The organism is Paractinoplanes rishiriensis (assembly GCF_016862375.1).
GTDB classification, from domain to species: domain Bacteria; phylum Actinomycetota; class Actinomycetes; order Mycobacteriales; family Micromonosporaceae; genus Actinoplanes; species Actinoplanes rishiriensis.
The window spans coordinates 16,240-27,844 of sequence record NZ_BOMV01000027.1 but is presented as its reverse complement, the minus strand read 5'-3'; the positions used below and the strand labels follow the sequence as shown (position 1 = coordinate 27,844).

The following is an 11,605-nucleotide window of genomic DNA, read 5'->3' as shown; positions in this document are numbered from 1 at the left end:
GACGGTGTCGCGGATCCGCTTGTTGGCCTCGGCGATCTGCGTGTTCAGCAGCTCCAGGTTGCGCTGCACGTCGGCGGCCTGCTGGGCGGGCACCGAAACCGGGATCGCCACGTTCGGGCAGTCGACGGTTGGCAGAGCGTCCTCGGACGCCGACGCGACGCCGAGCCCGACGGCGACGATGACCACTGCGCCACCCGCGACGGCGGCGATCTGCCACCGCCGTGCATTCGGGCGGGACCTTCTGAACCGCGGCTTGTACATTGGAACCTGCGCCTTCCGAGTCGGCACACTCAATTCGCTATGCCGAGCCGTACGGGAGCGCTCCCATGAGGGATCAACGCTTAAGGTTGATTTCAATCGCCCAGCTCAAGCGACGGGGTTCCGCGATGTCCACGACCGCACCCGATCCGGCCGCCCGCGCTACTTCCTTGGACCCGGCCGCCCGCGCTGCTGAACGTGCTCGGATCCGCGCTGCTCACCTCAAGCCCACGGGCGAACGACCGGCCTCGACCGCCCGCGGGCTGCACCACACCGCATTGATCTCCAGCGACGTCGAGCGCACCGTCCGCTTCTACCAGGACGTGCTGGGCTTCCCGCTGACCGAACTGATCGAGAACCGCGACTACCCCGGCTCGTCGCACTTCTTCTTCGACATCGGCAACGGCAACCTGCTCGCGTTCTTCGACTTCCCCGGCCTCGGGGTGGGCCCGTACGCCGAGGTCCTGGGCGGCCTGCACCACATGGCGATCAGCGTCGACCCGGACCGCTGGCACGCCCTGGTCGAGCGGCTCACCGCGGCCGGCATCGAACACGAGGTGCACAGCGGCGTCTCGGTCTACTTCCGCGACCCCGACGGCGCCCGCATCGAACTGATCGCCGACCCGCTCGGCGAGATGTACGGCCACCAGGTGCTCTGATGGACTGGTCGGCCTACACCACGTTCCTCCTGCTGGCGATCGCGGTAATTCTCATCCCCGGCCCCGACTTCGCGGTCATCACCGGCAACACGGTGACCGGCGGCCGGCGCCGCGGCCTGTGGTGCGCCCTCGGCGTGTCCACGTCGAACGCCCTCCAGGGCGGCGCGGTCGCGGTCGGCCTGGGCGCGCTGATCGTCAACGCCCAGCCCGTCTTCCACACCATCAAGTGGGTGGGCGCGGCCTACCTGGTCTATCTGGGCGTCCGCCTCCTGCTTTCGGCGGTACGCGGCCAGTACACGCTCTCCTCCGACATCGCCGACCCGCACGCCGCGCTGCGCGGCTGGCGCCAGGGCTTCCTGTCCAACATCACCAACCCGAAGGTCCTGGTCTTCTACCTGGCGGTGCTGCCACAGTTCCTCAGCCCCGACGCCGGCGTCCTGCCAATCCTGCTGCTGGCACTGACCCACGCCGTGGCCGGGCTGGCCCATTCGGTGGCCCTGATAGCCCTGCTGCACCGAGCCCGCCGCCTGCTGACCCGCCGCCCGGTCCGCCGCACCCTGGACGGCGTCACCGGCACCGCGATGATCGCCTTCGGCGGCCGCCTGGCCTTCGACCGCTCCTGACTCCGCCCATCCGCGAGCGAGACCGGCCGCCACCCCTAACGACCATCCGCGGTGAAACCACCTCCCACGCCCTCGACTCGGTGAGGGTCGGGGCTCCCGGGGCTGCCCGCGACGGGTCGTGGCGGCGGAATTTGTCGATCTGCAGTCGCCAGGCGACGGTCGGTGGGTGGCAGCAGTTCTCCAGGATCTGCTCGGGTGGGCTGATCGACTGCACCACTCGGGTAGGTTGATCGACTGCACCACTCGGGCCAGCCGATCGGCTCCGCCACTCGGGTGGGTCGACTGCACCACTCGGGTCAGCCGATCGACTCCGCCAGTCGGACCGGCTTCTTTCCGAAGTGCCGGTGATGGGGCATGATGCCCGTATCGCGGCCCCCGCGTCGGCCCACGTGGGCGGGTTGCAGCAAACAAGGCGCCGTTCGTCGCGGACGAAACGGGCGAGATAGGACACTCGGCCGCTCAAGCGGCCGGGACAGTGAATGCTGCGACATTTTGGCTGCAACAATTCTGCAAATGGAATCCGTTGACGTGCCGTCAATTTGAAACCTATGTTCGGTGCAGGAATTCCAATTGATAGCTTTCGATTAGAAAGACGCTCCCCGCCATGAAATTCCGAAAAATGCTGGCCGCCGCCGCGGCGGCCGCCGTCGCGGTGACCCTGCCCTCGGTCCCCGCGACGCCCGCGGCCGCTGCCCAGCCCGCCGACGCCCAGCCCGCGACCGCCGCAGCCGCCGGGCCGGACGGCTTCGCGACCGTGGCCGGCTACGGCCAGGCGACCACGACCGGCGGCGCCGGCGGCACGACCGTGACCGTGTCCACCCCCGCCGCGTTCCTCGACTACATCGCGCGGCCCGGCCCGTACGTCATCCAGGTCTCCGGCACGATCACCCTGCCCACCGGCACCACCGACGGCATGCACTCGGTCTCGTCGGACAAGACGATCATCGGGTTGGGGTCGAATGCCGCGCTGGTCGGCGGCGGTCTCAACATCGGGCTGCCGGTCGACGACGACGTGACCTCGCCGCCCGCGGACGCCGTGCACAACGTGATCATCCGGAACCTGTCGATCTCCGGTGCCACCGACGACCTGATCAACGTCCAGATGTTCAGCCACCACATCTGGATCGACCACAACGACTTCTCCAACGGGGACGACGGCGCGGTCGACATCAAGCGCGGCTCCGACCTGGTCACCGTCTCGTGGAACCACTTCCACGACCACGACAAGACGCTGCTGCTCGGGCACGACGACGACAACGGCGCCCAGGACAGCGGGCGGCTGCGCACCACGTACCACCACAACTACTTCAACGGTTCCGACCAGCGGAACCCGCGGGTGCGGTTCGCCCCGATCGTGCACGTCTACAACAACTACTACAACGACAACAGCTACGGCGTCGCGTCCACCAACGACTCGGGGCTGTTCGTCGAGGGCAACTACTTCTTCAGCGTCAACAACCCGGGCCGGGTCGTGTTCAGCGGGCCTGAGGGCCGGATGTTCCAGCGCGACAACATCCTGGTCGACTGCAACCACGAGATTGAGGTACGCGGCACCGTGACCGACCCGCGGACGTTCTACTCCTACACCGCCGACAGCGCAGCCTCGGTGCCCACGATCGTGCCGGCCGGCGCCGGTGTCGGAAAGGTGTGAACCGTGCGCAAACTGATCCCGATCGGCGTCGCGGCCGCCATCGCCACGCTGGTTATCGTCGCGCCGAACAATGCGAGCGCGGCAGCCAACGCCCCGGACGGATTCGCGTCCGTCGCCGGCCTGGGCCTGACCGGCACCACCGGAGGAGCGGCCGGACCGACCGTCACCGTCACCACCAGCGCGCAACTCGAGCAGTACGCCGGCGCGAACACTCCGTACACCATCCTGGTCTCTGGTCGTCTGACGGTCAGTGACATGATCACCGTGGTGGCCAACAAGAGCATCCTCGGTGTTGGCTCCACGGCCGAGATCACCGGTGGCGGGCTGCAGCTGGGCAGCACCACCCGGCCCGGCAACAACGTGATCATCCGCAACATCAAGTTCAGCAACGCGTCGGACGACTCGGTGAGTGTCACCAACAGTGCGCACCACGTGTGGATCGATCACAACGAGTTCCTGCCCGGCTTCGACGGATCGTTGGACATCAAGCGCCAGTCCACCTTCGTGACCGTTTCCTGGAATCGTTTCCGCGGCACCGACAAATCGATGCTGCTCGGCCATTCCGACACGTACACGAGCGACGTCGGCTATTTGCGGGTGAGCTATCATCACAACTATTTCGAGGGCTCCAACCAGCGCCACCCCCGGGTGCGTTTCGGTGAGCCGGTGCACATCTACAACAATTACTACAAAAACATCGGGCTGTACGGGATAGCGTCCACCGAAAACGCCGGGGTGGTCGCCGAGGGCAACTACTTCGAGAACGTGGCCTACCCGTGCTACTCGACGGGCGGCTACGCGGAGAGCAACCCGGGCCGCCTGGTCCAGCGCGCCAATGCGTTCGTCAACTCCGGCACCTGCGAGGCCGGCGGTTCGGTGACCGAGCCGTCGACGTTCTACACGTACCAGCTGGACCCGGCGGCCAACGTGCCGTCGCTGGTCTCGGCGGGCGCGGGCGTCGGAAAGATCTAGAGCACCGGCGCGATTCCGGGCCCGCCCGGCGACAGCGTGCCCGGGCCGGCGAGAGGGTGCAGCCGGTTCGCGCGGGGTGGCAGGGGCCGAGCAGTGTGACGGACTGCTCGGCCCCCGTCCGCCTGCGCTATGCCTTGAGACGCGCCACGGTTCCACTCTCGAGGGCGACCCATACCGCGCCGTCCGGGCCGAGGGTGAGGCCGTGCGGTTCGCTGGCCGAAGCGGGCAGGTCGTGGTGGCGGAAGCTGCCGTCCGCGGCGACGTGGCCGAGGCGGTTGGCGGCCCACTCCGTGAACCAGCAGCCACCGTCCGGGTCGGCGACGATGGCGTGCGGCTTGGCGGCGCGATCGGGCAGCGGGAACTCGGTGATCTCGCCGTCCGTGGCAATCCGCCCGATCTGCCCGGCCAGGATCTCGACGAACCACAGTGCACCGTCGCCGCCCGCGGTGATGCCCACGGGCCCGGCGTTCGCCGTCGGCAGGTCGAATTTGTCCGCGCCGCGGGCGATCGCGTTCGCCTGGTTCAGCGTGCACCACAGTTCCCCGTCCGGGCCTGCCGCGATCATCGCCGCCGGCGCCGGCAGATCCCGCTCGGTGATCCGGCCGTCCGTGGTGATCCGGCCCAGCGCTCCGGCGGTCATCTGGGTGAACCAGAGGGCGCCGTCCGGGCCCGCGGTGATGCCGAACGGCGCGCTGTCCGGTTTCGGGTACGACGCGATGACGCCGTCGGTGGTGATCCGGCCGATCCCGCGGGCCGTGGTGAACCACAGCGCACCGTCCGGCCCGTTCGTGATGATCGACGGCCGGCTCTGCTCGTCGCCCAAGTCGTACGTGCTCACCTGGCCGTCGGTCGTGAGCCGCGCGATCTGACCGCTGTGCACCAGCGTCATCCACAGCGCGCCGTCGGGCCCGGCCACGATGCTGTACGCGCCCGCGCCGACCGGGAACGCTTCCACCGCTTACGTCACCGCCAGTACTCCGTAGTAGTCGAGACGGTCCACGGTAACGATGAGCCGCCCCTTTTCGCACGTTGAGGCCGGACTTACCGGCTTGGACAGATCGGGCGAATACAGCGTGATCCGGCGCGGGCAGGACGGCAGGTCGACCGCGACCGTCACGTCGCGCTGCGGCACGATGCCCTGCTGGTAGCGGTGGTTGACCAGGTGCACGGTGCGCCGCCCGGTGCCGCGCTGCACCAGCACGCTCGCCGCGATGTCACTCGACGTCACGCTGACCGCCCGCTCCTCCGGGTGGTTCCGCACGAACAGCCGGCCGTTGTCCCGGTAGAACCGCGTGTACCCGGCGAAGAAATCGAGCATGCCGTACTGCTCCGCGGCCGGGTTGAGGGTGTCCTTCAAATGAAAAGAAGGAAAAAGCCCATTCGCGTACGCCTCGGCGCCGAAAATTCGCCAGTAGTCCTGCTTCTCGGCGAGCGGCAGATTCAGATAGTTCGTCATCATGTCGTTGGGCCAGTCGATGAACACCGCCACCGGCACGTCACCGGCGATCCGCGCGTTCATCGCCTTCAGGTAGCGGTAATTGGCCTGCAGCGACTTGGCCCCGTTCAGGTGCCCGTCGACCACCGGCACATAATCGGCGCCGCGGTAGTCGGGTGTCTGCTCGTCCGGGTTCCACGGATACATGCCCACGCTGTTGAAGTCCACGTACGGCAACAGCCCGTTGGAACTGATCAGCAGATGCCGCCCGTGTTTCCGCCGGGCATACCCGCGCAGATGGTCCACCATCTCTTTCCAGTAGCGCCGCAGGTAGGTGGCGGTGAACGAGGTGTCGTCGGCATACATCCGGTTGGCCGTGACCCGCCCCCACTCGGCGGCGAGCGGGTTGGCCGCATTCAACGGATCGCGATTCCAGCCGTTCACCCGGAGGTATTCGCGGTAGTCGAAGTCCCCGTTCGCCGGCACGTTGTCCGCCGTCATCCCGAACCGGTCCCGCCAGTCGGCCACCGTGAACTGCGGATACTTGGCGAGAAGATACCGGTTGAAGTCGGCCAGCGCGTAGTCGTCGAACCCCTCGTTCCCGTTGAAGCCGTACTTCTGCCCGCCGCTGAACCCGGCGTTCACCTCATCGAGATTGATCCCGTCGACACCGCCGTCGATCTGAACCCGCGCCCACCCCAGCAGATATTCCCGGTAGGCCGGCTTGAAGATGTTCCCCCGCCGAGCCGGAACCGGAAACCCAAATTCATCGTGCGGTACGGGCAGATTGTCGGCATCCCGGGTCGACATGTCATCAAAAACCGCCGGGCTGGGAAAGTCATGCGGAAAGATGACGCTGGCCGTCCCGCTCCCCATGAACGTGACCCCGGCATCGTGATATCGCACGATCTGCCCGAAGTTGTAGTCCGCCGCCTCATCCCCGTTGGTGGACCATTTCCCGATGGCCCGGATGGTGACGTCCGGCGCAATCCGGTAGACCTGCGGATCCTCGTCATGCACATCAGACTGGCTGAACGCATAAACCACAAAATCCGGAACGGCCGGCCGACCCGCCCCGAGCGCCGGCTGCCCGCCCACCAGGAGCGCCACCACAACCCCGCTCCAGCCCCACCGAACAATTGCACCAAGACGCGCCATAACGTGCTCCCCCTAGATGCCCGTCGTGCCCGATCCCGCCCGCCAGCATAGAGCAGCATCAATATCAAGGGGCCGCCGTCAGAGGCCCGGATCCCACCGCCCATGAGCCACCACGCCGCGCCTGGAGCATCCTAGGATCCTGCCCAGTTCGGCGACCGCCGGGCCGGGAGCCCGGCGGCTCAAGTCGTGGCTGACGCCCCGCATCGCCCCCGCGTGCGCGGCGATGCGAATCAGCCGGTTACCAGGCCCGTCAGCCCGGCCGCCAGCCCGAGTGCCGCGCTGACGCCGAGGACCCGCAGCACCGACCACCGGAACCGGAAGATGAGCACCGCCGCGATCACCGCGATCACCACGGACACCGGACGTAGCGAGTCGAAGGCGGGGACCTCCAGGTGGAGTGGCCCCGCCGTGACCGTTCGGCTGGTGGCGAAGAAGGTGTGCACGGCGAAGTACAGGCCGAGGTTGGCGATGACGCCTACGACCGCGGCGGTGATGCCGGTCAGCGCCGCGGACAACGCCCTGTTGCCGCGCAGGCGTTCGACGTAGGGGGCGCCCAGCAGGATGAACAGGAAGCACGGCACGAAGGTCACCCACGTGGTCAGCAGCGAGGCGAGCACGCCGGCCACCCACGGGTCGAGCGCGCCGGGCTGGTGGTAGGCGCCCAGGAACGCGACGAACTGCACCACCATGATCAGCGGGCCGGGGGTGGACTCGGCCAGGGCCAGGCCGCGGACCATGTCGTTGGCGGACAGCCAGGCGTAGTGTTCGACCGCCCGCTGGGCTACGAAGGCCAGCACCGCGTAGGCGCCGCCGAAGGTGACCACCGCCGTGCCGGAGAAGAACAGGCCCTGCTGGGTGAAGACGCTGCCGGCGCCGGTCAGGACGGCGACCAGCGCGACCGGCACGAACCAGACGACCAGCCCTACCGCGAGGATCTTTGCCGCCCGGGGCAGCGACGGCTGGTCGTGGTGCAGCGCGTCGTCGGGGATCAGCGGAGCGGGGCCGTCCTGCGCGCCGGAATGCCCGGCGGCCGTGCTGATCAGGGCCGGTCGCCACCGGTGCAGGGTCCAGCCGGCCACGGCCGCGGCGGCCACGACGATCGGGAACGGCACGGCGAAGGCGGCCAGCGCCAGGAAGGCCACGACGGCGAACCCGATCAGCACCGGATTGTTCAGGGCCCGGCCGCCGACCCGCCACACGGCCTGCACGACGACAGCGACCACCGCCGGGGCCAGTCCCGCAAACAGGCCGGCGACCACCGTGGTGTCACCGAACCCGACGTAGACCGCCGACAACGCGAGCAGGGCCACCACGCCCGGCAGCACGAACAGAGTCCCGGCGATCAGGCCGCCGCGCAGGCCGTTGAGCAGCCAGCCGACGTAGATGGCCAACTGCTGGGCCTCGGGGCCGGGCAGCAGCATGCAGTAGTTGAGCGCGTGCAGGAACCGGTGCTGGCCGATCCAGCGGCGCTCGTCGACCAGGTGCCGCTGCATGACGGCGATCTGGCCGGCCGGTCCGCCGAAGGTCTGCAACGAGATCAGGAACCAGGCCCGGACCGCCTGACGGAACGGCACCACGTCCCGCTGCGGCGTCACCGCGGTCATGCCGGCGGCCGATCGAGCAGCAGGGCCCGGCGGTGGTATTCGAACAGGCCGTCGAAAACGGGGCCGGTCAGCTCCAGAACCCGGTCGTCGTCGCAGATCATCGACAGGCCGCGCAGGATCACGTCCAAGCCGGGTGCCTCCGGTGCGTCGTAGCGTTCGTCCTCGATGTCGGCCTCGTGGACGATCTCGGCGATCTTCCACAGGACCGGGTCGTGCAGTTCGTAGCGCCGCAGGATCGTCTCGAAGGTGCAGTCGCCGCCGTGGTGGCCCAGATCGACGCCGCGCATGTCGAACGGCGTCGCATCCGGTGCCAGCGCCGGGTCGGCGGCGAAGAGGAACTCGGCGTCGCGGTCGACGTGGCGGCGGATCAACCAGGCGCAGGCCGCGCGGTCGATGTGCACGCCCGGCCGGGTCACCCACTTCATGCCCGCCCCCGGTCGCGAGTGCCGGCGAGCCGGTCGCCAGTGCCAGCGAGCCGGTCGCGAGTGCCGGCGAGCCGGTCGCCAGCGCCGGCGAGTGCGTCCACCGCGGTCCGGGCGGTGTCGCGCTCGGCCGGTGGGAAGAAGTCCCGCCGGTGGATCCGCCGCAGTTCGGCCCGCAGCCGGCGCAGCACCCGGGCCCGTTCCGCCGGATCGGCCGAGACGGCGGCCTCGGCCTCGGTGGTCACGGCCGCGTACTCGGCGGCCCGCGCGGCCCGCATCCCGGCGGCGATCTCCCGTTCCTGGGCCACGGTCGCGGGCTGCGACAGCCACACCGTGCAACTGCCGCCGGCGGCGAGGATCTCGTCGGCGATCCAGTCCAACTGTTCCCGGGTACGCGCGTCGGCCGGCAACCCGACCACGCCGTCACCGAGGCGCGCCGCCCCGAGTCGCTCCAGCTTGCGCCACACCGCGATGCGCGGCCGCGACGGTTCCCGCGGTATCCGGTACACCAGCACCGTCCACGTGCCCACTTCCCTCACGCAGTCAATGTAACCGCGGTTACACGGCGATTCAACAGCCACGTTGGTAGCGTCACGCTCGTGGGGGGACGCTTACTGATCACGGGTGGCAGCGGTTCTCTGGGCCGGCGGGCCTTCCGGCGGGCCGCCGCGGCAGGGTGGGACGCCGTCGGCACCTATCTTCAAAAACCTTCAAAGACCGCGGGCGTACGACTGGACGTGCGCGACCTCGCCGACGTGCGCAAGGTGATCGCCGACGTCAGGCCGGACGCCATTGTGCACACCGCAGTCGGGCGCGAACGCGGGGATTGGCGGACCACCGCGGACGGCGCAGCGCACGTCGCGGCGGCCGCGGAGGGGATCCGGCTGGTGCACGTGTCCAGTGACGCGATCTTCTCGGGCCGGGATGTGCACTACGACGAAAGCGCGCTGCCGGATCCGGTCTATCCGTACGGGGCCGCCAAAGCCGCCGCCGAGACTGCCGTCCGGGTGGTCGCGCCTGCGGCGGCCGTGGTCCGCACCTCGCTCATCCTCGGCGACGGCAACGGCGGGCACGAGATCCTCACCCGGGATCTGATCGGCGGCCGGGTGCGGGGTGCCCTGTTCACCAACGAGTTGCGGAAGCCGGTGCACACCGATGACCTGGCGGATGTGCTGCTCGAACTGGCGGCCGGCGATTTCGCGGGCGTGCTCAACGTGGCCGGCTCCGACGTGATCAGCCGCTACGACCTGGGCGTGCTGGTCGCCCGCCGGGACGGGCTCGACCCGGCGGCCATCCCGTGCGCGGAAGGCACCGGCCGGCCCACCGACGTGCGGCTCGGCACCGGCCTGGCGCAGCGGGTGCTACGCACGAGGCTGCGCGGCGCGCACGAATTCCTCGCGCAGCCGTGAGCCCGGGTCGTCCGCGCGCCACACGAAGGCGTACCGGAAAACGCCCTTGATCTGCTCGCACTTGAGGCCGGGCCGGGGGTAGAGCCGCTCGGTCTGCGCCCCGACCACCGCCACGCCGAGCCCGGCGGCCACGTAGGCCAGCACCTCCTGAAACCCGGGCAGGGTGGTGATGCGGGCGGTCGTGGAGGGTGCGGGCAGGTGATGGTCGATCCAGTACGCGGGGAGGCCCTGGACGAACAGAAAGTGCTCGCGGTCGGCAGCGTGATCGGCCGGCACGGCCAGCCGGGCGGGCTCGGACAGCAGGACCGGTCCCACCGTGAGGTCGGGTTCCTCGATGGGCAACGGCAGCACCGACAGGTCGACCTCACCGCGGCGCAGAGGTCCGCAGAGATCGGCCAACCCGGTCTCCCGGATGCTGACTCGTGCCGGGAATTCTGCCACGAGCGGGACTAGTCGCTCAGCAATGGCCGCCGACATGTAGCCGACCCGCAGACCCTGGCCGGCGCGCGCGATCGCCGCCCGCACCTGCTCATATGCCGGACCCAGCTCGTCGCGCAACTGCCGGCCCAGCGCGGTCAGTTCGGCCCGCCTCGTGGTCCTGGTGAACAGCGGCGCCCCGAACCGGCGCTCCAGCTTCTTGACGGTCTGGCTGATCGACGCGGGCGCCAGGTGCAGGCGTTCGGCCGTACGGGCAAAATGCAGCTCCTCGGCCAGCGCGAGAAAGATCTCGATCTCCTGCCGCTCCATGACCCCATTCTTCACCGTGACTGAACAATCGGCGCCGAGCCGGTCGTTGATCATTTCGCCGGCCGTGGCGCAGGATCGATCGGGTAGGCAACCGCGAAGGAGGACCCGATGAGTGAGCCCGAGCCGCAGACGGCCGCCGGCAAGGTGCTTTGGCATTTCACGATGTCGCTGGACGGCTTCGTGGCCGGCCCGGCCCACGACATGAGCTGGATGACCGGCTTCACCGGGCGTCCCGGGATCGTCGAGGAGTACGTCAGCACGCTCGGCGCGGTGCTCGGCGGCCGGAACGGCTGGGACGCGGCACCGGGTGCCCGCCCCTACGGCGACTGGCCCGGCCCGGTCTTCGTGCTGACCCACCACCCCGAGGACGCCGAGCCGTTCGACAACGTCACGTTCCTGAACTGCGGCCCCGCCGAGGCCGTCCGCATCGCCAGGGAGGCGGCCGGCGGCAAGAACGTCGAGGTGCACTCCCCCACGATCGGCCGCCAACTGCTCGAACTGGGCCTGATCGACGACATCGACCTGCACATCGCCCCGCTCCTGCTCGGCGACGGCATCCGCCTCTACGACAACCCGGGCGGCGCCCCGGTCCGCCTCCACCGGGTGCACGACGGCGACCCGATCGCCGAGCTCAACCTCCGCTACCGTCCGTGACGCCCGCCGCGCT

At 69.2% G+C, this 11,605-nt stretch carries 12 protein-coding genes and 1 pseudogene; 6 read left to right on the top strand and 7 right to left on the bottom strand.

Annotated features, from left to right (window positions below; genetic code table 11):
* Positions 1-186, bottom strand: a pseudogene (locus Ari01nite_RS14155) (hypothetical protein); the annotation flags it as partial.
* Positions 187-386: 200 nt separating this feature from the next.
* On the opposite strand from Ari01nite_RS14155, the gene Ari01nite_RS14150 reads away from it, so the two are divergent.
* The 4 genes from Ari01nite_RS14150 to Ari01nite_RS14135 all read left to right on the top strand — a co-directional run bounded on the left by Ari01nite_RS14150 (position 387) and on the right by Ari01nite_RS14135 (position 4,163).
* Positions 387-917 (top strand): VOC family protein, encoded by a 531-nt coding sequence (locus tag Ari01nite_RS14150; RefSeq protein ID WP_203781681.1) that lies wholly within the window; start codon positions 387-389, stop codon positions 915-917.
* Positions 917-1,540, top strand: a complete 624-nt coding sequence (locus tag Ari01nite_RS14145) for a LysE family translocator (protein ID WP_203781680.1) — start codon at positions 917-919, stop codon at positions 1,538-1,540. Before Ari01nite_RS14150 ends, Ari01nite_RS14145 begins: the two co-directional genes overlap by 1 nt.
* 604 nt (positions 1,541-2,144) lie before the next feature.
* Positions 2,145-3,191 carry a pectate lyase family protein gene (locus Ari01nite_RS14140; protein WP_203781679.1) on the top strand — a complete coding sequence of 349 codons (1,047 nt, stop codon included), beginning with the start codon at positions 2,145-2,147 and terminating at the stop codon, positions 3,189-3,191.
* 3 nt (positions 3,192-3,194) lie between these two features.
* Positions 3,195-4,163 carry a pectate lyase family protein gene (locus Ari01nite_RS14135; protein WP_239162740.1) on the top strand — a complete coding sequence of 323 codons (969 nt, stop codon included), beginning with the start codon at positions 3,195-3,197 and terminating at the stop codon, positions 4,161-4,163.
* Positions 4,164-4,290: 127 nt separating this feature from the next.
* Here the strand turns inward: Ari01nite_RS14135 and Ari01nite_RS14130 are convergent, their stop codons facing one another.
* The 5 genes from Ari01nite_RS14130 to Ari01nite_RS14110 form a co-directional block, all read right to left on the bottom strand.
* Positions 4,291-5,118 carry a Vgb family protein gene (locus Ari01nite_RS14130; RefSeq protein WP_203781678.1) on the bottom strand — a complete coding sequence of 276 codons (828 nt, stop codon included), beginning with the start codon at positions 5,116-5,118 and terminating at the stop codon, positions 4,291-4,293.
* A gap of 3 nt (positions 5,119-5,121) precedes the next feature.
* Positions 5,122-6,756 carry a hypothetical protein gene (locus Ari01nite_RS14125; RefSeq protein ID WP_203781677.1) on the bottom strand — a complete coding sequence of 545 codons (1,635 nt, stop codon included), beginning with the start codon at positions 6,754-6,756 and terminating at the stop codon, positions 5,122-5,124.
* 230 nt (positions 6,757-6,986) lie between these two features.
* Positions 6,987-8,360 carry a chromate efflux transporter gene (gene chrA / locus Ari01nite_RS14120; protein WP_203781676.1) on the bottom strand — a complete coding sequence of 458 codons (1,374 nt, stop codon included), beginning with the start codon at positions 8,358-8,360 and terminating at the stop codon, positions 6,987-6,989.
* The gene (locus Ari01nite_RS14115; protein ID WP_203781675.1) at positions 8,357-8,785 is read right to left on the bottom strand and encodes a chromate resistance protein ChrB domain-containing protein; all 429 of its coding nucleotides are present in this window, start codon (positions 8,783-8,785) and stop codon (positions 8,357-8,359) included. The genes chrA and Ari01nite_RS14115 overlap by 4 nt, the downstream gene beginning before the upstream one ends.
* A complete protein-coding gene (locus tag Ari01nite_RS14110) occupies positions 8,782-9,321 on the bottom strand; it encodes a Chromate resistance protein ChrB (RefSeq protein ID WP_239162739.1) in 540 nt (179 codons plus the stop codon). The genes Ari01nite_RS14115 and Ari01nite_RS14110 overlap by 4 nt, the downstream gene beginning before the upstream one ends.
* A 60-nt stretch (positions 9,322-9,381) precedes the next feature.
* On the opposite strand from Ari01nite_RS14110, the gene Ari01nite_RS14105 reads away from it, so the two are divergent.
* Positions 9,382-10,191 (top strand): sugar nucleotide-binding protein, encoded by an 810-nt coding sequence (locus Ari01nite_RS14105; RefSeq protein ID WP_203781674.1) that lies wholly within the window; start codon positions 9,382-9,384, stop codon positions 10,189-10,191.
* On the opposite strand, the gene Ari01nite_RS14100 is transcribed toward Ari01nite_RS14105, so the two are convergent.
* Positions 10,144-10,938, bottom strand: coding sequence for a LysR family transcriptional regulator (locus tag Ari01nite_RS14100; RefSeq protein ID WP_203781673.1), 795 nt, complete (start codon positions 10,936-10,938; stop codon positions 10,144-10,146). The genes Ari01nite_RS14105 and Ari01nite_RS14100 overlap by 48 nt on opposite strands.
* A gap of 108 nt (positions 10,939-11,046) precedes the next feature.
* Between Ari01nite_RS14100 and Ari01nite_RS14095 the strand changes: the two genes are divergently transcribed.
* Entirely contained in the window at positions 11,047-11,592 is a 546-nt protein-coding gene (locus Ari01nite_RS14095; RefSeq protein WP_203781672.1) for a dihydrofolate reductase family protein, read from the top strand.
* Positions 11,593-11,605 lie beyond the last annotated feature (13 nt).

Excerpts from the sequence above, each read along its gene's own strand:
- Ari01nite_RS14150 (WP_203781681.1), top strand. The coding sequence starts at position 387 with ATGTCCACGACCGCACCCGATCCGGCCGCCCGCGCTACTTCCTTGGAC.
- Ari01nite_RS14145 (WP_203781680.1), top strand. The coding sequence starts at position 917 with ATGGACTGGTCGGCCTACACCACGTTCCTCCTGCTGGCGATCGCGGTA.
- Ari01nite_RS14140 (WP_203781679.1), top strand. The coding sequence starts at position 2,145 with ATGAAATTCCGAAAAATGCTGGCCGCCGCCGCGGCGGCCGCCGTCGCG.
- Ari01nite_RS14125 (WP_203781677.1), bottom strand. The coding sequence starts at position 6,756 with ATGGCGCGTCTTGGTGCAATTGTTCGGTGGGGCTGGAGCGGGGTTGTG.
- chrA (WP_203781676.1), bottom strand. The coding sequence starts at position 8,360 with ATGACCGCGGTGACGCCGCAGCGGGACGTGGTGCCGTTCCGTCAGGCG.
- Ari01nite_RS14115 (WP_203781675.1), bottom strand. The coding sequence starts at position 8,785 with ATGAAGTGGGTGACCCGGCCGGGCGTGCACATCGACCGCGCGGCCTGC.
- Ari01nite_RS14100 (WP_203781673.1), bottom strand. The coding sequence starts at position 10,938 with ATGGAGCGGCAGGAGATCGAGATCTTTCTCGCGCTGGCCGAGGAGCTG.
- Ari01nite_RS14095 (WP_203781672.1), top strand. The coding sequence starts at position 11,047 with ATGAGTGAGCCCGAGCCGCAGACGGCCGCCGGCAAGGTGCTTTGGCAT.